The sequence below is a fragment of the Enterococcus sp. DIV1298c genome, assembly GCF_017316315.1.
GTDB classification, from domain to species: domain Bacteria; phylum Bacillota; class Bacilli; order Lactobacillales; family Enterococcaceae; genus Enterococcus_B; species Enterococcus_B mangumiae.
Genome location: NZ_JAFLWG010000011.1, coordinates 1 through 26,670 on the forward strand (window position 1 = coordinate 1; position 26,670 = coordinate 26,670).

The 26,670-nt window shown below is 39.6% G+C and carries 22 protein-coding genes; 3 read left to right on the plus strand and 19 right to left on the minus strand.

Annotated features, from left to right (window positions below; translation table 11 throughout):
• Window positions 1–71: 71 nt before the first annotated feature.
• Entirely contained in the window at window positions 72–437 is a 366-nt protein-coding gene (locus tag JZO83_RS02535) for a hypothetical protein (RefSeq protein WP_206856218.1), read from the plus strand.
• Between the two features lie 137 nt (window positions 438–574).
• On the opposite strand, the gene JZO83_RS02540 is transcribed toward JZO83_RS02535, so the two are convergent.
• From JZO83_RS02540 to JZO83_RS02625, 18 genes are all read right to left on the minus strand, one after another.
• On the minus strand, window positions 575–1,156 hold the full coding sequence (locus tag JZO83_RS02540) for a type II toxin-antitoxin system Phd/YefM family antitoxin (RefSeq protein ID WP_206856220.1): 582 nt from the start codon (window positions 1,154–1,156) through the stop codon (window positions 575–577).
• Between the two features lie 41 nt (window positions 1,157–1,197).
• The gene (locus tag JZO83_RS02545) at window positions 1,198–2,520 is read right to left on the minus strand and encodes a hypothetical protein (RefSeq protein WP_206856222.1); all 1,323 of its coding nucleotides are present in this window, start codon (window positions 2,518–2,520) and stop codon (window positions 1,198–1,200) included.
• Window positions 2,521–2,736: 216 nt separating this feature from the next.
• Window positions 2,737–4,920 (minus strand): copper/silver-translocating P-type ATPase CopB, encoded by a 2,184-nt coding sequence (gene copB / locus JZO83_RS02550; RefSeq protein WP_207114972.1) that lies wholly within the window; start codon window positions 4,918–4,920, stop codon window positions 2,737–2,739.
• 31 nt (window positions 4,921–4,951) lie between these two features.
• Window positions 4,952–7,135: a heavy metal translocating P-type ATPase gene (locus tag JZO83_RS02555; protein WP_207114910.1), complete on the minus strand. Its 2,184-nt coding sequence runs from the start codon at window positions 7,133–7,135 to the stop codon at window positions 4,952–4,954.
• Window positions 7,135–7,344, minus strand: a complete 210-nt coding sequence (gene copZ / locus JZO83_RS02560) for a copper chaperone CopZ (RefSeq protein ID WP_207114911.1) — start codon at window positions 7,342–7,344, stop codon at window positions 7,135–7,137. The genes JZO83_RS02555 and copZ overlap by 1 nt, the downstream gene beginning before the upstream one ends.
• Window positions 7,345–7,357: 13 nt before the next feature.
• Complete coding sequence (locus tag JZO83_RS02565; RefSeq protein WP_206856230.1) at window positions 7,358–7,798, minus strand: CopY/TcrY family copper transport repressor; 441 nt, start codon at window positions 7,796–7,798, stop codon at window positions 7,358–7,360.
• Window positions 7,799–7,872: 74 nt separating this feature from the next.
• Window positions 7,873–8,406 (minus strand): topology modulation protein, encoded by a 534-nt coding sequence (locus tag JZO83_RS02570; RefSeq protein ID WP_207114912.1) that lies wholly within the window; start codon window positions 8,404–8,406, stop codon window positions 7,873–7,875.
• 103 nt (window positions 8,407–8,509) lie between these two features.
• Entirely contained in the window at window positions 8,510–9,973 is a 1,464-nt protein-coding gene (locus JZO83_RS02575; RefSeq protein WP_206856235.1) for an amino acid permease, read from the minus strand.
• Between the two features lie 302 nt (window positions 9,974–10,275).
• Window positions 10,276–12,354 (minus strand): heavy metal translocating P-type ATPase, encoded by a 2,079-nt coding sequence (locus JZO83_RS02580; RefSeq protein ID WP_207114913.1) that lies wholly within the window; start codon window positions 12,352–12,354, stop codon window positions 10,276–10,278.
• A 292-nt stretch (window positions 12,355–12,646) separates the two neighbouring features.
• Window positions 12,647–13,006, minus strand: coding sequence for a YccF domain-containing protein (locus JZO83_RS02585; protein WP_206856240.1), 360 nt, complete (start codon window positions 13,004–13,006; stop codon window positions 12,647–12,649).
• Between the two features lie 33 nt (window positions 13,007–13,039).
• Window positions 13,040–13,384 (minus strand): hypothetical protein, encoded by a 345-nt coding sequence (locus JZO83_RS02590; protein WP_206856241.1) that lies wholly within the window; start codon window positions 13,382–13,384, stop codon window positions 13,040–13,042.
• Window positions 13,381–14,016, minus strand: a complete 636-nt coding sequence (locus JZO83_RS02595) for an SGNH/GDSL hydrolase family protein (protein ID WP_206856242.1) — start codon at window positions 14,014–14,016, stop codon at window positions 13,381–13,383. Before JZO83_RS02595 ends, JZO83_RS02590 begins: the two co-directional genes overlap by 4 nt.
• 157 nt (window positions 14,017–14,173) lie before the next feature.
• Entirely contained in the window at window positions 14,174–15,472 is a 1,299-nt protein-coding gene (gene asnS / locus JZO83_RS02600; protein ID WP_206856243.1) for an asparagine--tRNA ligase, read from the minus strand.
• A gap of 29 nt (window positions 15,473–15,501) precedes the next feature.
• Window positions 15,502–16,695 carry a pyridoxal phosphate-dependent aminotransferase gene (locus JZO83_RS02605; RefSeq protein ID WP_207114914.1) on the minus strand — a complete coding sequence of 398 codons (1,194 nt, stop codon included), beginning with the start codon at window positions 16,693–16,695 and terminating at the stop codon, window positions 15,502–15,504.
• Window positions 16,696–16,721: 26 nt separating this feature from the next.
• A complete protein-coding gene (locus JZO83_RS02610) occupies window positions 16,722–17,225 on the minus strand; it encodes a DUF5590 domain-containing protein (RefSeq protein WP_207114915.1) in 504 nt (167 codons plus the stop codon).
• A gap of 68 nt (window positions 17,226–17,293) precedes the next feature.
• Window positions 17,294–20,083 (minus strand): helicase C-terminal domain-containing protein, encoded by a 2,790-nt coding sequence (locus JZO83_RS02615; RefSeq protein WP_207114973.1) that lies wholly within the window; start codon window positions 20,081–20,083, stop codon window positions 17,294–17,296.
• 285 nt (window positions 20,084–20,368) lie between these two features.
• Window positions 20,369–20,569, minus strand: coding sequence for a cold-shock protein (locus JZO83_RS02620; protein WP_005875554.1), 201 nt, complete (start codon window positions 20,567–20,569; stop codon window positions 20,369–20,371).
• A gap of 350 nt (window positions 20,570–20,919) precedes the next feature.
• Complete coding sequence (locus JZO83_RS02625) at window positions 20,920–22,026, minus strand: hypothetical protein (RefSeq protein ID WP_207114916.1); 1,107 nt, start codon at window positions 22,024–22,026, stop codon at window positions 20,920–20,922.
• Between the two features lie 477 nt (window positions 22,027–22,503).
• Between JZO83_RS02625 and JZO83_RS02630 the strand changes: the two genes are divergently transcribed.
• Both JZO83_RS02630 and JZO83_RS02635 read left to right on the plus strand, forming a co-directional pair.
• Window positions 22,504–23,811, plus strand: a complete 1,308-nt coding sequence (locus tag JZO83_RS02630; RefSeq protein ID WP_207114917.1) for a serine hydrolase — start codon at window positions 22,504–22,506, stop codon at window positions 23,809–23,811.
• A 326-nt stretch (window positions 23,812–24,137) separates the two neighbouring features.
• Entirely contained in the window at window positions 24,138–25,340 is a 1,203-nt protein-coding gene (locus tag JZO83_RS02635) for a YdcF family protein (RefSeq protein ID WP_207114918.1), read from the plus strand.
• Between the two features lie 44 nt (window positions 25,341–25,384).
• On the opposite strand, the gene JZO83_RS02640 is transcribed toward JZO83_RS02635, so the two are convergent.
• Window positions 25,385–26,650 carry a voltage-gated chloride channel family protein gene (locus JZO83_RS02640; RefSeq protein WP_206856249.1) on the minus strand — a complete coding sequence of 422 codons (1,266 nt, stop codon included), beginning with the start codon at window positions 26,648–26,650 and terminating at the stop codon, window positions 25,385–25,387.
• Between the last annotated feature and the right edge of the window lie 20 nt (window positions 26,651–26,670).

Here is a 26,670-nt window from a genome sequence, read left to right on the forward strand (position 1 = left end):
AAAAGAATTGATTATTTTATGTTTGATTTTACAATGAAAATCGTGGGGAATTTATTTGGAGGAATGTATTTTTGCGATTACTTTACATAAAAAAACTAGTTTACTTATTATTATGTGTGCCATACCTTTATCTCGCTCTGCTTTTTGATTATTATTATCATTCAGTTAACCTATTCATCGTATTGATATTTTTGGCTTTTCTCTTGGGCTTTGCTTTAAGTCGAGCCAATCGCTTAAGGACGTTGTTGCTTGGTAATCTTTGCTCTACGTTGACATCTTATCTGCTTTTTGCCAAATGTACAGAATGGCATTTTTTGTACCAACCCTTTTCTCCCGAAAAGCTCATCTTACTACTTGCTGGTCTTTACTTATTGCCACAGCTATTAGGGATCGTTTGGGGAAATATCTTTGTTCGTTCACGTAGTCAAGCGAGGTAAGCACCCGCTTTTAAGGATAAAAGAAAAAAGTAAAGCATCCGTAACAGCAACAAGCTGGGGAATGCTTTACTTTTTTGTTGTTTTTGATTTGTTCCACTAATTAACAAGAGATTACTGTCAATCGATGACAATATTTTTTAGATTTCATGTAAATAGATTTTTTTGATGATCAACTTATCAAATAGCTGCGATTGACTATCTTGTTCGCCGATGATTTCTGCGATCACGATTTTGCCATTTGGTTTTTTCCTTAATTGATAATTGATTTTACCCGTTTCGGTTAATTCATTAAGCATATCGACAACTCCGCCAAAACCGGTCTTCTTCGTAATGAAGCCTAATGCGACCATTCGTTCATCAAGATTTTTCGCAGAGATCGACACACCAGTGACTAAATATTGCTTTAAGGCACTCACCAATTCATCTAATGATTCAGAAGTTGAAACGATCGCTGTGCGATTTTTCGGGAATGATTCGTTGGTAGCTGGCCCACTTACTTCTATCTCTTCAGTTTCTGTTGTAACAAGTTGGCGCAACGTAGCCAGCTCCTGCAATAACGTTTCATATTGCTCTTGTGTCAACATGACACCAGCAACTTTTTCTCGATTAAAAATATATACGCCCGTTTCAGCTTTTCTAGCTTGGTCAAACACATCCATCGGCGATCTTTTTACTTCTGTAATCGAAGATGTAGGTACTTCTAGTTTCTTTAATTCCAATGGATACCCTCCTTTGTTTTTCCAGTCCATTATAGCATATTCTATCGGTCGATGATTCGTTTACTCGTAAAAGTTATCTTCGTGTTGATCCAATAATCGATGTCTGACAATAGTCTTTCGATCCCTAAGGAATCCTGATAAAAATAAGTTTTCTGGTCACTGTTGAGATTTGCGGAGAAAAAGTGATCCGTAATGACAAGTTGGGCATAACTAGGTGGTTTACTCCTTGTACATACGTGGATCGATGTTCGTTTACGATGACGCAACGTTTTATCTAAAATCGCAGCAAGTCGCCTAGCTTCTTCATGGTCATACCGAAAAAAGAAAACGATCTTCACTTCTGGTGCATACATTTCCAGATATCCTCGTTCATTCAATAATTTCAGTAACATATTTGCCCATTCGATCGTTGGTTGAAACAAAGCCTGTTGCAACGCGAAACGGAACTGGCTTGATTTTTCAATAAAATTAGGGATTGTCTCTGCTAATACTTGGTAGGCATGCGCTTCTTCTGGAGTAAAACGATTATGTAGTCCGATGGAATATTTCAACCACTCTTGAAATAGTACTCTCGTGATTTTCTTTTTGTTGGAACTTTCGAAATCATTCGTCAACCAAAATAACGAATCTAGTTTTTCTGTGACGATTGCTAGTTTTTGATAAACAACGGTTTTTTCGATTCTTTGCCAACGTTTATCCGTGATCAAATGGCTATTCAATCGCAGGATCGCTCGATAATTTTTTTCTTTGGTTGAAAGTTTTTTTTCAGAGCGAAAGAGTAGTTCTGGAAAAAGTTCAAAGAAGAATAAACGATTATTTGCGAAAATCTCAATCTCTGAGTGTTGGGAGCGGCGATCCAGTAATTGGATGAATAGCTCTGAAAATGTCTGGTCATGGTCTTCCTTGAAAAAACTTGGAAATTCTTTTAGAAAGCAAAAAAGTAAATATCTGATTTTTCGTTCCGAGCCATAGATTTGCCTTTTTTTATAGGAAAAGGAAAGATGATAATCACCTAACCATTTTTTCAATCGTTCTTGTGCGGAACGATCATATTCAAATGAAAACTTCTTTTCTAGAATCAGATCTCGTAGCAAACAAAAAGAATCCGATCGAATCAAAAATTCGAATAAAAGGAAGGGTTCGTTGTACGCTTGATGGTACACCAATTGGACTTCTTTTTTCTCATATGCCAACTCTAACGGATAATCTTCTGATTTCAATCGTTTCAGATAGCGGTCGACCGTTTTGACATCTACACCCATCCTTTGAGCCAGATCACTCTTCTTCCAGCTCAGATCCTTCATTTGATTGATCAATAAAAAGAGATTCTGTGCTTGTTTTGTTAGTAGTTTTTGCCAGTTCATTCCTTCGCCTCACTCTATTATTAGTCTTTTCAAAGCTATTTATCTAAAACTCCGAAAATGTCTCTTTTATAAAGTACGCAAAGAAATAATTTTTATTTTTCTTCTTTTTCTTGTTTACAAAATTTACTGTAACTTAACCCAGCATGTATCGTTTCTGTAAAGTGGTTTGACGACAAAAAAAAGAGGAACGATTGTCCCTCTCTCCTATCAAGTTGATCATTCTTTGATTTTCAACGTCAATGCATTAAGTGCCACAACGACGGTACTCAATGACATCAACACAGCTCCTACAGCTGGACTCAATAAAATCCCGATTGGTGCGAGAATTCCTGCTGCTAAGGGGATGGCAACAATATTGTAACCAGCACCCCACCATAGATTTTGGATCATTTTCTTTCTTGTTTGTTTTGCAAGATCCAAGAAATGCAAGATATCTTTTGGATCGCTGTTGATCAACACAACATCCGCTGAATCAATGGCGATATCTGTTCCTGCACCAATGGCCATACCGATCGTTGCACGCGCTAAACTTGGTGCATCATTGATTCCGTCACCGACCATGATGACTTTTTTGCCTTGTTCTTGATAACGTTTGACGATGGCTTCTTTGTCGTTTGGCAACAATCCGCCATAATACTCTTCGATCCCTAAGTATTGCGCAACGACTTCTGCTGCATGTTGATTGTCTCCTGTCAGCATCACCGGAGTGATTTTTCTTTCTTTAAGGCTTTGAATAAAGCTTTTCGCTTCTGGTTTGATGATATCGCCTAAGGCAACCAAACCAACCAAACGATCATCGATCAATAGAAAACTGACTGTATTTCCTTGTTCTTCATAAGGCGTCAAGCGTTCTTTTGGGAACGCAAGTCCTAAACGTTTGATTTCTTTTTCGTTGACTACTTTGATCGTTTTATCTGCTACTGTTCCAGATAAGCCGACACCTGAAAGATTTTTTTGGTTTTCGGCTTGATAAGGAGAAATATTTTGTTCTTTCAAATACCGCATGATACCAATCGCTAACGGATGGTTGGCATTCGCTTCTAAGGCACCTAGATATTTCAATAGTTCTTCTTCGGAATAACTATCGTCCAAACGTTCAACACCGGTCACAGTAAATTTTCCTTCAGTTAATGTACCAGTTTTATCCAACATGATAACATCAAGTTCATTGGCTTGTTCTAATGCCTGACGACTTTTAAGCAACAGTCCATTTTTAGCCGCAATGGAAGTCGAACGTGCAACAACTAGAGGTATCGCTAAACCTAACGCATGCGGACAGGCGATAATAAAGACGGTGACCATTCGTTCTAATGCAGTTGGTAGATCGGTCAATACAAGCCAAACAACGAAGGCTAAAATTCCTGCGACCAACGCCACATAAAACAACCATTTCGCCACTTTGTCAGACAACGATTCTAATTTAGACTTTTCTCCTTGTGCTTGACGAACCATATCCATGACTTTGGCTAAATAACTATTTTCACCTGTTCCAGTTACTTCGATCTCGATAGTGCCATCGCCATTGATCGAACCACCGATCACTCGATCATCGACTTGTTTTTTGACTCCTTTTGACTCACCCGTTACGGCAGATTCGTCGACGATCGTTTTCCCTTTGAGAATCGTCCCGTCGGTTGGCATTTTATCTCCTGCTCGAACGACTAAGCGATCGCCCTCTTGCACTTCTTTTAAGGAAATTGTTTCTTCAGTCCCATCTGTTCGTAATCGTTTGACGGTTTCTGGTAATAGTTCTGCTAATTTTTGTAAAGCATTACTTGCATTAGAAACGGCACTCATTTCGATCCAATGCCCTAATAACATGATGACGATCAACGTTGCTAATTCCCAGAAAAAATCCATCACATGTGTATGCGGATTGATGAGATTTGCAATAAAAGAATAGAGACTGTACACATATGCTACAGTGATCCCCATAGCAATCAACGTCATCATAGCAGGACTTTTTTGTTTTAGTTCCATCTTAGCGCCGCTTAAAAACGGTTGTCCACCGTAGATGAATAAAATCGTTGCTAGGATCAAAACGATCCAATCAGAGCCAGGAAAAGTAACTTGGAAGGGAAATTCCATGCCCATCATCGGAGAAAACAAGATAATCGGAATCGCTAGCAACAATGACAACCAAAATTTTTGTTTAAAATTCCCCATGTGCATCGAATGATCCATCCCACCGCCCATATGGTCATGCCCCATTGAATCATGATCCATTGAACGATGGTTCATCGAATGATGGTCATGCCCCATTGCCTCGTGGTTCATTTTTTCATGATCCATGCCCATATGAGCCATCTGTTGATGGTCCATATTATTTGTCCTGTTCGTTTGTTGCTTCGTTTCATCATGATGATGTTCGTGCATCTTTCCTTTTTCTTGCTCGTTCATTTTCATCCTGTCCTTTCCTTTTTTGAACCGCTTATTTCTTCATTTTTTGGTTTAGACTCAATGAATTTAGTAATACACTGATTGAGCTGAACGCCATCGCTCCTCCGGCGATAATTGGATTCAATAGGCCAAAAGCAGCAAATGGGATACTGACAACATTATAGATAAATGCCCAAAATAAGTTTTGTTTGATTTTTTTCAGAGTTACACTTGAAAGCTCGATCGTTTGTCCAATCGATGACAGTTGACTATTCATCAACGTCACATCAGCCGTCTCCATGGCAATATCTGTTCCACTGCCCATGGCGATGCCGACATTTGCTAACGCCAATGCGGGTGCATCGTTGATCCCATCACCAACCATACCTACTTGTTTTCCTTCTTTTTGCAGTTTTTCAACATAGCCGGCTTTTTCGTCAGGTAACACTTCAGCAAAGATGTTTTCAGCTGGAATACCAACTTCTTGTCCAATCGTTGTTGCGACAGATTGATTGTCCCCAGTAACCATATAGACTGCCAAACCTTGTTCTTGTAACTGTTTGATCGCCAGTTGTGCGTGTTCTTTAATTTGGTCAGCGACAGCGATCAAGCCCAATACTTGTTTGTCATCTGCGAGAAACATCACGGTTTTTCCTTGACGTTCTAATTGTAACGCTTGTTCTTGATAAGCTTCAAATGAAACGTTCATCTCCACCAAACGTTTTCTTGTACCAATAAAATAAGATTTTCCATTGACTTCTCCGCTGATCCCAGCACCCGGATGCGCTTTAGCCTGAAGGACAGGTAGTGTAGGAATCGATTGTTCTTTTCCATAATTGACGATTGCTTTTCCTAGAGGATGCTCTGACCCTTGCTCTAATGTCGCTGCAATCGCTAAAACTTCTTCGTCACCGATCACGTCTGTAACGACTGGTTTTCCTTGCGTGATCGTGCCGGTCTTATCTAAAAGGATCGTGTCAAGATGTGTCGCAGCTTCTAGTGCCTCGCCACCTTTGATCAAAATGCCCTTTCGTGCGCCTAAACCGGTGCCAACCATGATAGCCGTTGGCGTAGCCAAGCCTAATGCACAAGGACAAGCAATCACCAGAACTGACACACTATGGATCACCGCAAGTTCCCAATTGCCTGTAAATATTCCTGTTAATACTAAAGTGAAAAAAGCGATAACTAACACGATCGGTACAAAAATACCAGAAATCTTATCAGCGATTTTTTGGATCGGTGCTTTGCTTCCTTGTGCATCTTCCACCATTTGGATGATTTGTGAAAGCACCGTGCCTTTGCCCACTTGGGTCACTGTCATTTCAAGAAGACCGGTTGAATTGATCGTTCCACCAAAAAGCAAATCACCTGGCTTTTTCTCAACTGGCACACTTTCACCCGTCAACATCCCTTCATCGATCGCACTGTCGCCTTTTATGACTTTTCCATCTGTTGGGATTTGTTCCCCTGGACGAACCAATAAGACATCCCCAATAACGACCTCTTCGATCGGGATAGTCTTTTCTTCGCCATTTTTGATGATTTGAGCTGTTTTTTTCTGGAGAGACATCAACTGTTTGATTGCATCACCAGTTTTACTTTTAGCCGTATGTTCTAAATACTTCCCTAATAAGATCAGCGTGATGATCATATTACTACTCTCAAAATACAGATCTGAAGAATGTGTACTAAAGAAGCCATTGTACACACTTAGAACAAACGCAGCAGTCGTACCGATTGCAACCAAGACATCCATATTTGGTGCATTCGTTTTAATGGCATGATAGGCACCTTCATAAAAACGCCAGCCAATATAAAACTGGACAGGAATCGCCAAGATCAGTTGGACCCATGGATCATGGAAGAAGTGGACGAGATTTCCGTGGAAACCTAACATCATGGCAATCATTGCGATCATCATAGGAAAAGTTAAAATAGACCCTATAATGACATCACGTTTCATGTTTTTTAAATAGGTGCGTTTTTCTTCAGCAATTTTTTGCTTATGTGCCTCGTCATATAAAATCGCCCCATAACCAATCGTTTCGACACTTCGAATCAAATCTTCGATGGATACTTCTTGATAATTGATCGTCGCCTTTTCTGTTGCTAGATTGACCGTAGCGGTCAAAACTCCGGGTTGTTCTTTCAATTCCTTTTCGATGCGTGCTGCACAATTTGCGCAAGTCATTCCAGTAATCACGAGTGTGTCTTTTTTAGCTGTATTCTCCATCAAATCACCTCTGCTTGGTAACCTAAATCATTGATCGCTTGACAGATCGTCAACGGTTGGATCACCGTTTCATCTAACGTTATAGTTCCTATCTCTTTTTTTAAGTGAACGTTGACTTTTTTTACACCTGGTAATGCCTTTACTGTCTCTTCTACTCGTGAAACGCAATGGTTACAGCTCATTCCGTTGATTTTTAATTTTGTTTTCATCTTTTCTTTCCTCCTAGTCGTGTTGGTGGCAATTACATTGTCCTGGGATACAATTGCACTGGATCGTTGCTACGGGTTCTTTTTGTTTTAGCTCTGCCAAAATCTGATCGATGTCCGCTTGCGTCAAAGTTGCTTCTGAAACAAGGTCTGCAATCGTCTCTCCGACTTTCTTGGCACAAATATGTGAGAATAAATTTTCTGCGGCACTTTGCACCGTTTCCGATTCAGACACCGCTGGATGATAGATAAATTTTTTCCCTTCTTGTTCTGTCCAAATCGCTTCTTTTTTGACAAGGCGCCCTAAGAGCGTTTTGACCGTTGCTGATTTCCACCCCATCGATTCTGAAAGGATCTGTGTGATTTCTTGGGCAGTTGTGTTTTGTAATGTCCACACCACACGCATGATCTCCCATTCTGAATCACTGATTTTGATTGGCTTTTTCAATGCTTCCATATGTATCGCCTCTTTTCCGTTTACAAATGTAAACTTAATTTCTATCTAAAGATTACACTTGTAAACGAAAGTTGTCAACTACTTTTGTTTCGCCATTTTTCTAAAAATGCTTTTTGCTGATGTGGCCCATCTAAAATAACTACTTTCGCCATTGCATCTTGTTCGGTTAGCTTTTTAAGAGCCAATGGTTCTTTCTCTTTTCTGTACCGCCAAACATACCGCAAAAAATCCAGATACTCCTGATCGAATTTTTCTTTGAATTCTTCTGGAACATCTGGACGTGTACGTTTATCTAATTTGCGTTTGATCGACCGCTTGATTACCCGATAGATCGCATGGTGTCTCGGCAAGCGAAGCAATAGGATCAAGTCCGCTTGTTCGATTCGCTCTTTGGCGATTGATAGATAGTTCCCTTCGATGATCCAATCGCTATTATCTGCCATAAAACGTTCTTGTTCCTGAAACAACCAACGTTCTGCTTCTTTACCATAATCTGTCTTGAGCCACAGCCGATCAAGTGCTAGAAGTGGGCTTCCTGTCATTTTTTGCAAACTTCTGGCAAGCGTAGATTTCCCAGCACCGGATTGTCCCATGATCATGATTTTCATCTTTTGCCCCCCTTAAATCAGTTTTTCTTTATTCTACCTTTAATCCGTAATAACGCAAAAAGAAACCGAATCAATCGTTGCATTGATTCGGTCATCACTATTGTTATAGTTGAGTAACTGGTTGTTTCACTTCATTTTTCTTTTTATCACGACGTGCAATCGCTGGCAAGATCATGCCTAGTAAAATCAAGATGATCGGTGTCACGATATTTGAGATCAATTGGAACCACCAAGCTTTTGGATCAGCGGCGTATTCCACTTTTGGAACCATTCCCAAAATACATGCAAACGCAGTGAAAGCAAAACACCAAGCACCAAAGATGAAGCCAACTTTTGGATTTTTCACGAATTTATATTCAGACGTGAATTTTTTGTATGCTTTGTTCAACATCATGTATGCTAAGAATACCCACAAGTAACGCATTGGCATAACGACTGAATTCAAGTTCGTCAACCATTTGACTAATTCATTCATATCTTTGATACCGACGATCGGTAAGAGGATGATGATCCCTACTAAAATACCTGTGAACATATAACCGTTCACTAATGTACCTTTGCTGTTGCGTTTACGTAACCAGCTTGGGACAAACTCTGGATCTGCATCTGCTAATAAAATCTTCAATGGCGCATCGATTGAAAAAGCCAAGGCAGAGATCTGACCGACCATGTTCGTCAACGCATAGATGATCATCAACAGATTACCAATACCGTAATAGTTACCTAAGATTTGGAAGGCACTGTATGCACCATTTGCCATTAAATCTTTTGGAATATTATCACTTGCAAACAACATACCCATTGCGACAGAACCTAAAACGGCACAGATTCCTACCATTGCAGCTAAGAAAATCATCCCTTTAGGAAATTCTTTTGCAGGGTTACGCGTTGAATTAACATAAGGAGAGATTTTTTCAGCGCCCCCTACAGCAAAAACAAGCATGGAGACAGTTGTGAAGTAGCCAAAATCAAACTTAGGAATATACGTTTGGACTTGATTCATATTCGCTGTCGCAAATTCCATCGTTGGATTGATGAATGGTGCAGTGACAGCAAGTAAAATGAATAATAATGACATGACAAACATTGCTGTACCCGCTAAACCACCAATTACTTTCAACGTAGATAAACCTTTAGTTGATAAATACAAGAAAGCTAAGAAAATGATCAATGAGATAACTGCGACCATTTGGACGGACATCGTATTGACGATATCGCCATTCCCTTGGACTGCCCACCCAGCAGCAATCAAGATTGCTTGCGGTTTTTGTGCTAAATATGGAATATGCACGACCCAGTAAGTCCAAGCAGCATAGTAAGCTAAGCGTTTATTTGACGTGGTATTTTCCACCCAAGAACTAACGCCACCTTTACTATCTTTAAATGCTGATCCTAATTGACCAACGATCAGAGCATAGGGGATAAAATAAATTGCTAGGATCAATAACCAAGAAGTGATTACTGAAATCCCTTGTTGCGCGTAGTTATTGACGACATTCCCCATACCCCAGACCATGTTGAATGCAATCAATGCTACTGTAAACCAGCGCAGTTGTTTTTCGTTCATCTGATTTCTCCTTTAAAAATATTTAATAATTAATCATTGACTATCATATTCAATTTTTTTATTGTTTACAACACTTCGTTATTTTATTTGTGGATTATTTTAGGTAAAACACATCGTTTTTACATTTTCTTTTCATTTTAGACTAAAACTCCCCTTATATAAGCGCATAAAAAAGATTTATTTTCTAACTATTTTGGAATTTTCAGAACAATTAAAATATTCCAGTTATTTTAAGCGCAAAAAACCACAGTCCTCACTTTACTGATTCCTGTGGTTTATCGTTGCTTTTTTGAATATTTTGTTTACTTTTTGACAGAGAGGCCACGCATCGCATTTAATACAGCGATAAGCGTCACACCGACATCGGCAAAGACGGCATTTCCCATCGAAGCATAACCGATTGCACCAAGAATCAACACGATCACTTTTACGCCGATAGCAAACGCGATATTTTGCTTGACGATTCTCAACGTTTTTCTTGAAAGTTTGATTGTCTCAGCTAGTTTTGATGGTTCATCGTTCATGATCACGACATCGGCTGCTTCAATTGCCGCATCACTGCCCAAGCCTCCCATAGCGATTCCGACATCCGCTCGAGCTAAGACTGGGGCATCATTGATCCCATCGCCGACAAACGCGGTTTTTTGTGATGTGTCGTGCATCAGCGCTTCTAATTTCTCAACCTTATCTTCGGGAAGCAGTTCACTATAGACTGTATCGACCCCTACCTCTTTTGCGACTTGTTCCGCAATGCTTTGAGCATCTCCAGTCAACATCGCCGTCTTTTTGACACCGACTTGCTTCAATGTCTCGATTGCTAATGTTGCATCTGGTTTGATCGTATCAGCAATGACTAAATACCCCATTACTTGATTATCGATCGCTAAATAAATCAAAGTGCCAATTTCATGAGGATTTGCTTGCTTGATTTTAAAACGAGCGAGTAATTTTTGATTGCCGACAAGTACATCTCGTCCTTCGATTTGTGCTTTGATTCCTTCACCAGCAATTTCTTCTGGTGTTTCAATCTCATATATTGGTCCACTATTTGCATCCATGACCGCCTTAGCGATTGGATGTGTCGAAAGATTTTCAAGACTGGCAATGTACTTCATGAACGCTTTTTCGTCCATGTCTGAAACGATTTTTTGTACCGAAAAATCACCCTTCGTCAATGTGCCTGTTTTATCAAATACGACCGTTTCTGTACGAGCTAAAAGTTCTAAATAATTGCCGCCCTTTACGAGTATCCCTTGTTTACTAGCTCCTCCGATCCCGCCAAAAAAGCTAAGTGGGACAGAGATCACTAACGCACAGGGACAAGAGATCACAAGAAACGTCAACGCTCGATAGATCCATTCAGAAAATCCTCCCCCCAAAAATAATGGTGGGACGATAGCTAAAAGAACAGCTAGAGCGACAACGATCGGCGTATAATAACGAGCAAATTTAGTGATAAATTTTTCAGCTGGTGCCTTTTTACTACTTGCTGTTTCGACTAATTCCAATAATTTACTGATTGTCGAATTTTCATAACTTTTTACTACTTCGATCGTTAATGGCTGCGTCTTGTTGATAAAACCACTTAGTACTGTTTCTCCACTTATAACTTCTTTTGGCAATGATTCTCCTGTCAATGCTGAAGTGTCTACGAGTGATTGCCCTTTGATGATCTTTCCATCTAACGGAATCCTTTCACCAGGTTTGACCATGAGTGTTTCACCAATCTGCACTTCTTCAGGTTGCATACTTACTAAGCCACTTTCAGTGATCACATGTGCAATTTCTGGTCGGATCGCCATCAAGTTGCGAATCGAGCGACGTGACTGATCGACAGCGAAATGTTGGAAATATTCGCCAATTTGATAAAACAACATCACAGCGACTGCTTCTGGATATTCACCAATCAACATCGCACCGATCGTTGCAATCGACATCAAGAAATTTTCATCAAATACTTGTCCTTTACGAATATTCACGATTGCTTGTTGAATGACATCAAATCCGATGAGAACAAAAATGGCAAAGAACGTAATGAAACGGATTGGCTCTGCTGGTTGCCATAGAAATAAGACGAGTAAGCCAAGTGAAGCAAGTACGATCCGCCATAGCGTCGTATTTTTTTCGCTTTCAACTTGCTTATTTTTCAGTTGCGGATTTTTTTTCACTTCTGTAACTGTCACATCTGGTTCTAAACGATTGATTTCTTCTTTTGCTTTCTCCTCAATCGCTGAAATCATTGTTTCATCCGCCTCGATCATCATTTTACCAGTCGCAAAATTGACTGTTGCCTCTTTTACACCAGGTATTGCTTGTACTTTCTTTTCAATTTTCATCGCACAGTTTGCACAATCTAAACCTTGTAATTGATAGCTTTTCATTTTAAGTCCCTCCTCACCAAACATATGAATATCTCTTCATAAGTTATTATACATGAGTAATCATTCATATGTCAAATGATTATATAAAAACTGCTCATTTTAAGAAAAATCCGAAAACTCATTATTTCTTCAATAGATAAAAGAAGTTGTTTATGTAAAAGTCACGAATGGTAGAATCCATTAACAAGTCTCTTGTTTTGGATAAAAAATGACCAAATAAATGATGGATACCACTCGCTACACAAATAAACTCTTTTGTACGATCGTACAAAAGAGTTTATTTAGATCTTAATTATACGATTTCTGCTCCAAATGGCATCAATGCTAATCGTGCAAGTTTAAAGGATTGTTTCGCAAATGGAATACCGATGATCGTGATGCATAGTAAAATCCCACTGATCACATGCCCTAAAGCAATTGGTAATCCTGACACGATCAGCCAAATGATATTGACGATCAAGGATACACCGTTGTTTGTATAAATGACTTCTTTACCGAAAGGGGCAAAAGACAATGAAGCGATTTTAAAGCATTGTAAGCCTATTGGTATCCCAATGATCGTGATACACCACAATACTCCAGCTAACGCCCAACTCAGTCCTCCGAGCAAACCACCAAAAATAAACCAAATAATGTTTCCGATACAACTCATTTCTTATTTCTCCATTCTAACGAAAGTCCTATTCTAAAATCCATTGAAATCGACTCTCTTGATTTTACGTTTTTTTGCTTCTAACAACCACTGCTCCATAAATTGAGCAGCTATGATTCGCTCTTGGTCCCCTGCCACAAATACCGTTCTCACGAGTGTGTCAGCTTTCGGATCAGCCTCTGTGGTTTTCACTTGTCTCACTTGGCTAAAGGCAAGAATCGTTTGTTTTTCTGTCTCCTCTTGTTCTGCCACAAGTGATATATTTAGTGGATCTTTTATGTCTTCCAACATTTGTTCCTTCAAAAAACGATCATCTTGCTGTCTGATCAATTCATTGATCTTTGGTAGATCTGCTTTGGTTGCTTGCCGGATGATCACTCAAACCACTCTTTTCTTTTCATGACCGTTTCCATCCAACTATTCGCAATCGTTTCATGTCCGAGTACTGTCGGATGAACGCCATCATCTCCTGTATATTTTTCATAGCCATAGGAGATCCCTAAAGAATTCAATCGTCCATCTAACGGTACAAAGACTGCTTGATATTCGTATGCTAACTGACGGATCAAATGGATCTTCGGATCAAGATCGCGACGCCAAGTTCTACGATCATCAGGTTCTGGCAAAACAAATGGTTCCATCAAGACGATTTTTTTGATTCCATTTTCAACTAAACGATCAAGCAAATAGCGATAATCTGCTTCAAATCGAGCGAGCGACTCCTTTGTCGCAAAAGCTGTAGGTTCACCTACATTGTGCCATGTATCATTGATACCAATCAAAATCGAGACGATGTCGGGCTTTAACTCAAGGCAGTCTTTCTTCCAGCGGTTTCTCAAGTCTGCTATCTTATTGCCACCGATACCTCGATTGAAAAATACCCATGATTTTTTTGGGTCACTTGCCGCCAATTTTGCTGCTGTCAATAGCGCATAGCCATGTCCGAGATCATCCGTTCCTCTGCCAGCATCTGTAATACTATCGCCAATGAATAAAAGTCGTTGTTCCATCACACACCCTACTTTCCATTCCACTTTTAGGTTATTATCCCATAGTCGTCTGCCCAAAGAAAGGAAGAATCGCCACCTTAGTCATTTTTAATATCCTCTTAAATAAAATAAGATCCACGAAAATTCAATGAACAATTTTCGTGGATCGCGTCTTATATTATGGGTAAATACGATTTAACAAACGTGGGAATGGGATAGCTTCACGTACATGGTCGATTCCTGAGATCCAAGTCACTGTACGCTCTAAACCTAAGCCAAAACCAGAATGTGGTACAGAGCCGTATTTGCGCAGATCTAAGTACCATGAGTATTCTTTTTCGTCTAAGCCATGGTTTTTGATTTGTTCTAATAAGAAATCATAGTCAGTCGCACGTTCACTTCCGCCGATGATCTCGCCATATCCTTCAGGTGCGATCATATCTGCACAAATCACAACATCTTCTCTTGTTGGATGTGGTTTCATGTAGAATGGTTTGATTGCTTTAGGATAGTTCAAAATAAAGACTGGTTGCTCAAATGAGTTGGCAATAAAAGTTTCGTGTGGTGAACCAAAGTCATCGCCCCACTCGATATCGTCAAACCCGTTTTTCTTCAATAATTCGATTGCATCATCATATGTGATACGTGGGAAAGGTAATTTTGTATAAGTTTTCAATACTTCTTTGTCACGTTCTAATACGTCTAAAGCATACTCACAATTATCTAGAACACTTTGGACTAAAAAGGCAACGTATTGTTCTTGCACTTCTAAGCTTTGTTCTTGGTGTGTAAATGCCATTTCAGGTTCGATCATCCAGAATTCGATCAAATGACGACGTGTTTTTGATTTTTCAGCACGGAAAGTCGGTCCGAATGAGAATACTTTACCAAATGCCATTGCTGCAGCTTCCATGTATAGCTGACCACTTTGTGAAAGATAAGCTTTTTGATCGAAGTAATTCGTTTCAAATAAGTCCGTTGTGCCTTCTGGTGCTGAACCAGTCAAGATCGGTGGATCGATTTTAACGAATTGGTTGTTGTTGAAAAATTCGTAGGTTGCACGGATGATTTCGTTTCGAATCTGCATCACAGCATGTTGGCGAGAAGAACGCAACCATAAGTGGCGATGATCCATCAAGAAGTCTGTCCCATGTTCTTTTGGTGTGATTGGGTAATCGTGGCTTTCGCTCACTACTTCAATATTCGTGATCCCGATCTCGTAGCCGAATTTTGAACGGCTGTCTTCACGGATCTCACCTGTAACAAGGATCGACGTTTCTTGAGAAAGATTTTTTGCTGTTTGGAAAACTTCCTCTGGTACTTCGCTTTTTACAACAACACCTTGGAAAAATGCTGTACCATCTCGTAATTGTAAAAAGGCGATTTTTCCACTTGAACGCTTATTAGCGACCCAAGCACCGATCGTTACTGTTTCGCCTACATGTTTTTTTGAATCGATGATTTGAATTTGTTCCACGTAAAATTCTCCTTTATCCTATACTATTTCTATTGGTTTTGACTTTTACTCTCAATAAAACGGCGAATACGGCGGATGCCTTCTTCTAGCGTTGCTAAATCTGTCGCATAACTCAAACGGACATTTTCCGGCGCACCGAACCCTTCACCAGTCACCAAAGCAACCCCTGCTTCTTCCAGTAAGTCCTCGACCCATGGTGTGACTTGCTCATAGCCACACATTGCCAGCGTCTCTTTGACATTTGGAAACAAGTAAAATGCGCCTTGTGGCCTCTTGACCGACATACCTGGCAGATCAGCAACCAGTGGAAATACGATATCCAGACGTTCTTCAAATGCTTGACGCATCTCTTCAACAGTGTCTTGTTCACCTTGTAAGGCTTCAACAGCCGCATATTGACTCACAGCAGTTGGATTACTCGTTGATTGAGAAGCAATCGCGATCATGCCATCAATGATATCCTGATTACCGACTGCATAACCGATACGCCACCCCGTCATTGCGTAGGTCTTAGATACACCGTTGATGACGATCGTCTGTTCACGTATCTCTTCTGAAATCGATGCTATTGGAGTAAACTCATTGTCATTATAAACTAATCGGCCATAAATATCATCAGCAACTATTAAAATATCATTTTTTACTGCCCATTCACCAATGGCTTGTAGTTCTTCTTTTGTATAGATCATCCCTGTTGGATTCGAAGGAGAGTTGATAATAACTGCTTTTGTCTTGGAAGAACGAGCTTGTTCCAATTGCTCAAGGGTCACTTTGAAATCATTGATTTCTTGACCAGTAACAAAAACAGGGACTCCTTCTGCTAATTTGACTTGTTCACCATAACTTACCCAGTAAGGCACTGGAATAATGACTTCATCTTCTGGATCAAGGATCGTTTGAAACAGCGCATAGAGTGCAAATTTTGCCCCATCCGTCACTATCGTCTGTGAAGATTCATAGGTCAAGCCATAATAGGTTTTCAGATACGAAACGATTGCTTGTCTTAATTCTGGAATACCTGCTGTAGGCGTATAATAACTGGCTTTTCCATTCTTGATCGCCTCGATTGCTGCTTCTTGGATATTTTCAGGCGTAGCAAAATCAGGTTCTCCTACGGTTAGGCTGATAATATCTTTTCCTTGTGCTTTCAATGCCTTTGCTTTTGCCGCAGTGGCTAGTGTGACAGAAGGCTCTAAGCGTTCCACTCTTTTTGACTGTTTCATCCCATCTATCCTTTCGTTCTTCTTTTCTACACCCCGCTGATGACTTTGATTTCTTCTCCTGTTTCAAAGGAAAGCAAATAATAATTCAACTGATCATCTGATGTTTTGGCAATGACTTCCCATACTGGTTCGTCTCGATACATCCCTAAAGAAGCTTTTTCCACTTGTTGATCAGGATGTTGCTCACTGATTTCTTTTCGGGCAGCTTCTTCCGTCAAGCCTGCTTTTTGATCTAATACCTTCACGCGCTCCCCCGATTTAGGAATGATCACTGCAATATCTTGTCCTTTATCATTTTGTCCTGTTAATGAAAAATAAGTGGCTTCTCGAGTAAACCAATAAAATTGGTCGACTTCTTCAAGGTTCGCATATTGTTCCGCCAACTTTGTCGCCTCTTGCTTTGCTTGCGTCATTGGTCGTGTCGCACGCAGATAAAAAATAGTACTGATCACGATCACTGTCAATAAGGCAATGATCAATCCCAATAACACGCGATTGATCGTATGTTCTTTGTTTGTCTGATTCTTCAAGGACCGTCGCTCCTTCTTTTTTCATTGATGTTCATTATAACAGATTTCGAGGTAAAAATAGTCCTCGATTATGGCTTAATTTCTTCGTTTTTCTTTAAGAAATCATGGATGTCCTGACAAATTTCTTCAAAAGAAGCTTCTTGGATAGGCACTTTTTTAGGTAGCGCATGGATGATCCGTGCCCCATATTTTGCAGTCACCAATCGGCGATCTAATATCAATAAGACTCCCTTATCCGTTTCTGAACGAATCAAACGCCCTAATGCCTGTCTCACTTTCAACGCTGCTTTTGGTAAAGATTCTTGATAAAACGGATTGATTCCTTCAGATTCTAAATACGCATTTCTTGCTTTGACCATCGGACGTTGTGGGTGATCAAATGGAAGACGCGTAATCACAACTAATTGTAACGCATCTCCTGGTAAGTCTACCCCTTCCCAAAAGCTATCTGCACCAAATAGCACACTCATTTCAGAAAGTACAAAGCGTTTCAATAACTTCTCACGACTGCCACCGATCCCTTGCGCTAAAATCTCTCTTCCTTGTTCAAGCATCGTCAAATGCATCCGTTGATAGACCTTTTGCAAGACATCATGGGAAGTAAACAAGACAAGGATCGGTCGTTTTTCTTGTCGGATCAATTGGTAGAGGACATCTGTGAGATAGTCGACATATGCTGTGCCACTTAATTGATTGATTTCTGGCGCTTCTTTCGGCACATAGATCCTTGCTTGTTCCTCATAATCATAAGGAGAAGCGATGACTTTTAAAGGTGTTCCTTCAATCCCTAATCGTTTCGCCAGATATTGGCGATCTGGACCTACTTTTAACGTTCCTCCTATATACAAGATCCGCTCATAGCGTTGATACCAGACAGTATTAGGAATCAATGCCGCAGTGAAATCGTGGAGGTGGAACATCGTCTGTTGAGGGGTAGCAGCCGGAACGAACCAATGGACTAAGCTTTCTTGCCAGTTCTCCAGCCATTCTTCCATAAAACTTGCTTGTTGCTCCAAGCGATCAAATAACGCATACAGGCTGGCTAGATCAACCCGCATTTGTTTCGTCCAGCTTTCTTGAAGCACCTCTACCCCTGCACGAATCCTGTCCTGCAATTCCTTTATTTCTTGGTAAAAAAGATGAAGATGATCGATGGCTGTACTTGCCTCAAAAGATAGTTTCTCTATATCTGTTTTCGTAATCATAACTTCTTCAGGATAAGCCTGTCCTTTTTGTGGCGGGACGATCTCAAGTAACCCCTCAGCTAAAAAAAGCTGTGCTTCCCGAAGTGCGGTCAACTCTTCTTTATAGATATCCAGCCAACGCTGCCCCTCATGATTTTTAGGGAGGTACCCTTTGAAGCGATCAAAAAGACGATCCGGTTCTTCGAATAATTGTACTTCTTTATTAAAATAGCTCAAACTAAACCGTTGATCATTGACTTTTTCTGCAATTTCAGGCAGATGATGTGCTTCATCGATCAATAAATAGGGACTCTCAGGTAACAAAGGTGTTTTTCTTTGCGTTTCTTGGACTAAGAAAGCATGATTGACAATCAAAAAGTTACTCTCTTTGATTTGTCTATGCAAAAAGCGGATAAAATCTTGTTCGTAAAATGCTTGTTTTTTTGCTAAAAAATCGATGCCGCGATGGGAGACATCTGTAAAAAATGAATGATTCAAGTTCGTTAAATGTAATTCATCTAAATCCCCAGTTTTCGTTTGCGTCAGCCAGACAAGAACAGTCATTTGGTACAGGGCATACTGTTTTTGTTCTTTCGGTTCAAGTAGCGTCGCTTTAAAACGTTGCAGATCAAGATAATGGCGATAGCTTTTGATGATCGTGGCTTGGATTGGCTGGTCGAATAATTGATTCAGCAAGGGAATATCTTTTTCCATGATCTGCTCTTGTAGAACAAGGGAGACCGTACTGATCACCACCGGCTTCTCGGGTGTAGCGAGATAGCTGAGCGGCAGCAAATAGCCAATGGTTTTTCCCATACCAGTTGCTGCTTCGATCATCAAATTTTTTGATTCATCTTTGGTAAAATGATCGTAAACAACATTCATCAAGCGATTTTGTTCTTTCCGATACATCAATGTTTTGCCAAATATTTTTTCTTTTGCCTGTTTTTTTCTTGGATATTCTTTTTGACCGTAATAGACTTCTGAAAACAATTCGACTTCTTTTTTTTGTAAAGCGATCCCTTCAACGATTTCTAATTCTTCCGATAACGGGGCTGGCTGTTCTCTCATTTCATTGGTGATTTGTTCGATGAATAGCTTGGTATCCATTCCAGTATGATTGCTTAACTTCACGATTTGTTCCAATGTCACTAAAGGTAGCTGGCGCATTCGTTCTTCAATCAATAAAAGCAATTGTGCGGTGACTTCAGCATCACTATCAGCTTGATGAGGATTGTCATGGATAAAGCCCAGGCTTTCTGACAAATCAGCTAAACGAAAGCTTGGCTCAGTCGGCAAGAATATTTGCGCCAACTCAACGGTATCGATACCAGGTATCTTTAATTTTGGTACACCACAACGAGCTAATTCATGGTTCAAAAACTGATAATCAAAATAAATATTATGCGCCACGAAAATGGTATCCGCTAGAAGGTTGTAAATCGTTTGTGCTACATCTTCAAAATAGGGTGAACGATGAACACGTTGATTGGTGATCCCTGTCAAATTCTGGATCTGTTTTGAGATTTTACGTCCAGGATTGATATCCATAGAATAACGAGAAGTGATCCGCCCATCTTCAATCATGACACATCCAAATTGGATAATGCGATCTTCTTTTGGATTTGTCCCAGTCGTCTCAATATCGACGACTGCATAAGTTTTCGGTTTCAACATAGCTTCCTCTTCTCTTCCCTCTAGTCTTCTTTTGAAATTATACTACAAATCACCTAAAAATTCTTAGGAAATCAACCTCAAACAAACGCCTAGACGATCAATTGCCCTCTAAAGAAAACAATGCGTGGGTGTTATACCTTCTATCTCTCCACGACTCAGAGATAATTTATCTTTCTTGTATTCCTTAGTTAGACAGAATCCGACAGTGAATAAGCAGAAAACACAAAAAAGCCCAGACCGCTAGAAACTAGCAGACTGGGCTTTTATTTAGTAGTGGGTTAATTAAGCTTTAACAACGTTAGTTGCTTGAGGGCCACGTTGACCTTCTTCAACATCGAAGTTTACTGTTTGGCCTTCTTCTAAAGTTTTGAATCCATCACCTTGGATAGCTGAGAAATGAACGAATACATCGTTTCCGTTTTCTGCTGTAATGAAACCGAAACCTTTTTCTGAGTTAAACCATTTCACTGTACCTGTTTCCATAATAAAAATCCTCCTTGTGTATCAAACACATATTTTGCAATTACTTGAATGGTGAATATCTGGAAGATGTTTATTTGAAACAAGCTACCAAGATTACCGAACAAAAACTACATAATTATTGTAGCACATTAATTACAGTTTAGCTAGTAAATTTTCGACTTTTTTTATTTTTTCTTCATTCTTTTGCTTATTTTCCAAAAAAAAAACGAACGTTTTGAATTTATGGCAATAAAAAATTCAGTTTTAAAATAACCGTGCCTCCGACTGAAGCTCTTCGAAAAATAAGAAAAGCCATGAAATCAAATGAATGATCTCATGACTTTTCTTTTGTAAGTGTACTGGACTAGGACCTAATAACGCAAGATTGCAGTCAGGCTCTTTTCGTCTGGAGCGTCTTTTTGATCCAGAATAAAGACTTGTCCGCCATTCGTGATCACGTCATCCGCAAGTTGGTTCAATACTTGGCGACGATCATATTCCGTTTCTGGATCTTCACCAAATCCGTTAGCAAGATTAGATGTAGCGATAAATAAGTGGGAAAGTTTCCCTTCTTTTGCTGCCGGCACGATATCGACCAATTGATCGAGGAATTTTTTATCCAATAACTGGTTGTAGCTGCTTGCTTCATTCGCTGCTAGTTGTTCCGATAATTTTTTACTACCTGCTTCAATTTCTTTTAATGAAAGTTGGGCAGGTGAAGCGGAGATGGCAACATCTGAGCGGAAATAAGGATTTTTTGCTACTTTTTTGAACATGGTTTGATTCTCAGGTAAAGCGTATAAGAAAATCGGCCATTTCTCAGGATTATCAAATGTATCTCTGAGGAATTCATCGACCGCTTGATAATAGTTGACCCAGTCGATCTCCACTTCCTCGTCTTTCGGGTTCACACCATGGAAATTCGATCCTTCACTTCCATTTGAAGAATAATTGATCCCTCCACCTGTCAGCTCAGACCCTAATGCAGTGACCACATCTGTTGGTGCGCCTTCTGGCAGATCAATTTCTTTGATTTGTTTGTTGCTTACTTCGTAAAGCTTCATCGAGTCACGATTCAATCCTAGTAAATAGTATGAGTAATTAAACTGTCCATTTTTGATGATCGCTAATAAGTAAGGAAGATCACTTACATAATATTGATCGTCTACCGCAATACTCAAACGATGAACAATCGTACTGTCTGTAGACAAAATGACGGCAACACTTGCAGTGGCACTACGCCAAAATGAAGCATCTTCTAATAGTTGATCGATCTTTTTTTGAAAGATTGACCAATCATGCTCCGCATATTTCTTTTCAAAACGTTTTTTTGCTTCTTTTGCAAAGTTCTTGAATTTGATCTGATCTTTTTCCACATCTTGATGTGCAACGTGAGTATTTAGCATAATAGTAATAAATGGTCCTTTGACACCTTCTGAAGTCAGTTGTGACAGTAACGCTCTATCCTTTTTCGCCATAAACGTACCCCTCCTAAAAAATCATTTCTTCAATACTACTAACTAAAGTCTACCACAACCATTTTTATCCATAAAACAAAATGGTCCCTAAAAGAAAAAACGTTTCCAATCCAACCATAGCCAATCATTTATTTCTTCAATGATTCTTCAAAATTTCCTCAATGATTCGTTACACTTCACAGCCAAATTATTCATACATCCATGCTAAGATGAAAAAAAGTAGAAATCGAGGTGTTTTTATGCAATTATTGATGATCTTTAGTTTACTAGGGCTGACCGCTTTATTTGTATTCACTGCCTTTCGTCTAAATGAACCTGAAGTACAACCCGTTCGGATCAAAAAGAATCAACGTTAAGCTTCTTGGGTGTGTTCGTTTTGTTTATCTAAAGTTTTTTTCAGAAAGATTGAAACTACGTACGCTCTCTGATAAAATTTTAATTTGTAGCAAATCAAATTAGAAAACAAGGAGATTGGACATGCGCACTAAGAAAACACATTTCGTTTTACTGTTGGCAACGCTTCTTTTGACGTTAGGAACGTTTCTGCCAACTTTATCCGTACATGCAGATGATACATTTTCTGTGAATTCCCAAGCAGCATTTGCGGTGGACGCAACAAGCGGAAAAATTTTATACAATCAAGATGGGGATAAAACAATGGGGATCGCATCGATCTCAAAAATCATTGGATTATACATCGTACTCGACCAAGTGAAAGAAGGAAAATTATCTTGGGACGATGAAGTGGCAATCTCCGATTATGCTGAAACCCTAAGTATCGCACCCAATTTATCAAATGTTCCCTTACATAAGGAGAATACCTATACTGTAAAAGAACTTTTTGACTCTGCCTTCATCCAATCAGCCAATGCTTCAATGGTCGCTTTAGCTGAAAAGATTTCTGGTAGTGAAACAGCCTTTCTGACTGTCATGAATGATCAATTAAAAGAATGGGGCATTGAAGATGCAACGATCGTCAATGTTTCTGGTCTAAACAATGTTTACCTTGGTGCAAATCGCCCAGAAGGTACTGGCGAGACAGATGAAAATCAAATGTCCGCAAAAGATGTAGCAATCATCGCACGTCATCTATTACTAGATTTTCCTGAAGTACTAGAAGTAACAAGTACAGCCACAAAAATGTTTGGTGAAAATACTCAATCACCGGTTGAAATGGTCAATTGGAATTGGATGCTTCCAGGATTTATCAACGCGAAAGAAGGTGTTGATGGACTGAAAACTGGAACCACTGATTTTGCTGGTGCTTGTTTTGTTGGTACGATCGAAAGAGATGGCAAACGCATTATCACTGTCGTATTGAATGCTGAAGGCCATGAACTAAACCCAAGTGTTCGTTTCACTGAAACAGCTCGCTTGATGGATTATTGCTATGATAACTGGTCAGTCAAAGAAATCGGCAAATCAAATGCAAGTATCCCTTCCCTTGAATCGATCAATGTGAAGAACGGGAAAGAAACTTCTGTCAACGTCGTATTGAAAAGCCCTGTCAGTGTCTGGGTCAGAAACGACATGGATACTGGTCAATTGACGATCACACCAAAAATCGATGAAGAAAAAGTAATAGACAATGAACTTGAAGCACCGATCGTCAGAGGCACAAAAGTTGGTACAGCAACGATCACTTTAGCTAATGATCAATTAGGCTACTTAGAAGACGATGCCTCTCCTAGCACAGACATCATCACTGCTAGTTCAGTTGAAAAAGCCAATATTTTTGTGATTGGCTGGCGTAATGTCACTAACTTTTTCAGTAATCTATTCTAGATAAAAACTCTTGATCGATTGCATCAAATAGCTACCCAAACGATAAAATTTGGTTCTTCGTCATGATACGACGTGGATCAATGCCAAAATTATCGTTTGGGTATTTTTTTGCTTATTTCAGAAAATAAATGTAATTTATATTTTTTCTTTTTTTATAACAGCTTTTTTGTTCATTTTTCGTTATACTGTAAAAGATAGATGGTTACTTGAAGGGTTGTTCTTTGAGGGGCAAGTAACACTATCATTTCGTGTGTATAAATTCATCGGTTTTCTGCTATCTATCCCTAGCAGTGATGACTGCACGTTTAGAAAAAGGAGTTGGTTCTATGAATTTAACAAGAGATTTGATTTTTTCGATTCTCTATATTTTAGGGATGACTGGCATCATCACCTGGCGTCGAAAACAAAAAGACCCGGCGCTATTCTTTTATTGTGGTACTTGGACATTTGCATTGATGCTCACGTATTTCATTGTGTTAGAGATTTTTTTTGCAAGTTTTTATTTCTTGATTCCTCTAGCCTTCTTTAGTATTTTTGCCTTTTTTTACTTTACAGAAAAACGACGGCTCATGAATGGATTGATCTTCAATTTATTTTTAGTCAGCTTTGGCACTTATTTATTACTCTTACTCTTTGAGACCCAAAACGTCTTTATCGGTGGTATTTTCGCCTTGATAGCAGTGCCAGTTGTATTGATTTTATTATTTGGTGTTTATATTTTAGTCGTCTTTCTGGTTTGGAATGGGATCATCGTTCTAAAGAGAGAATCTAGGTCTCTAGCAAATCTTTTGACCTTACTACTAGGAATCGCTTTGATGCTTTATGTAGGGACTGCTACCTTTTTGATTAGTTACTTGCCAGCATGGATCAATGTATTTCTTTCTGGTATAGCAGTTATTTTGATTTATCTGTTTATCGTCTTCTATAATTTTATGACCGTTTCTTTCTTATATCAGTTCAACCGACCACGATATAATCAAGACTATATTATTGTTTTAGGCGCAGGACTGATCAATGGTGAACGTGTTTCCCCTCTCCTAGCCAAGCGAATCGACAAAGCCATCGCTTTTTATTGGGCGCAAAGTCATGCTACTCTAAACCCACCGACACTTTTGATGTCAGGGGGACAAGGTGCAGACGAAAGATTGCCTGAAGCAATGGCGATGAAAAATTATGCGTTAGAAAAAGGGATTCCTGAAAGAGATATTTTGGTTGAGACTAATTCGACTACCACTTTAGAAAATATGCGTTTCTCTAAAGAGTTGATGGACCGAGAGTCTGGTGGCGGTGCTTACCGTGCCATTTTCAGTTCGAATAATTACCATATTTTCCGTGCAGGACTATTTGCGAAACAAGCGCAACTAAAAGCAAATGGCATTGGCGCAAAAACAGCCTTTTATTATTTGCCAAATGCTTTTCTGAGAGAATACATTGCAATCTTGATGCTCCACAAAAAACGTCATATGATCGTATGTGGCACAATCGTTGGCTTTTCGGTCTTGATGGCCTTGCTTACATTAATTGTCTAAAAAAAGAAGTTGCTGAAATAGCAACTTCTTTTTTTAATATGAGATCACTCTTTTGTTTTCCTCTGATTTTTTTCCACTGGTAAAAATAAAATCCCTTTTTTGACCATCACTTTTTGTGCCGAATAGATCCCGTAGTTTCCTGAACACATGAAACTGATCAAGCAAATCATGAAAAAGAAACTAGCTGCTTCACCACCAAAGAGTTCGATCCCCATGATAAAACAAGCAATTGGCGTATTCGTTGCACCAGAAAAAACGCCAATAAATCCTAAGGCTGCAAGAAAAGGAATCGAAACATGTAAAAGTGGTGCTAATGCTGCACCTAAAGTCGCACCGATCTCAAATAAAGGCGTCACTTCACCGCCTTGATAACCAGCCCCTAGTGAAAGGACAGTAAAGCCCAGTTTCCCAATAAAATCATATGCGTTGGCTGTTCCTGCAAACGCATCTTGTAACAAAGGCAGGCTAAGTCCTAAGTAGCGTTGGGTCTGGAAGATAAGTGCGACAATAACGACGATGCCCCCACCAATAAAATTTCTAACTACTGGGTCTTTGAACCATTTCGTATACACTTTTTTCAAAAAGACGATCGAGCGGCTAAAAACCCAACCTATCAATCCAAAAGCGATCCCTGCCACCATCAATTTAGCAAATAGTGCGGGACTCCAGACAGGAATCTCCCCCATTGCGTAATGGACATGCGTGACTCCAATACTCTCCGTCACAAAATTTGCAAACAAGGCAGCAAAAAAACTAGGAAAGATCGCTTCTGTTCGCATTTTACCAATTGCTAATACTTCAAGCCCAAAGAGTGTGCCAGCTAAGGGAGTCCCAAAAACAGAACTAAAACCAGCGCTTATTCCACTGACGATCAGTACTTCTCGCTCAATACGACTTAATTTCAACCCTCTAGCAAGATTTTCAGCCAAAGCACCACCCATTTGGACCGCCGTTCCTTCTCGACCGACTGAACCACCAAAGAGATGTGTCGTGATCGTGCCAAAAAGCGTCAAGGGAATCAATCGAAGGGGGATTTTTTCTTCTCCACCATTTCCTTGATCAATCACCAGATTGTTTCCACGACTAGCATTTCCACCGTACCGTTGATATAAAAAAGCAAATAATGCCCCACTGATTGGTAATAGATACAATAGCCACGTATGGGCTTCTCGTAGATTTGTTACCACCGTCAAGCTATTCAGAAAAAAAGCTGAAAGTCCTCCCATCAATAGGCCCAAACAGGCAGTGATCACTAGCCATTTGATCATATACGTGATTATTTTGATTGGGTTATACAACCATTGTTCCATTTTTTTTCATTCCTTCCCAC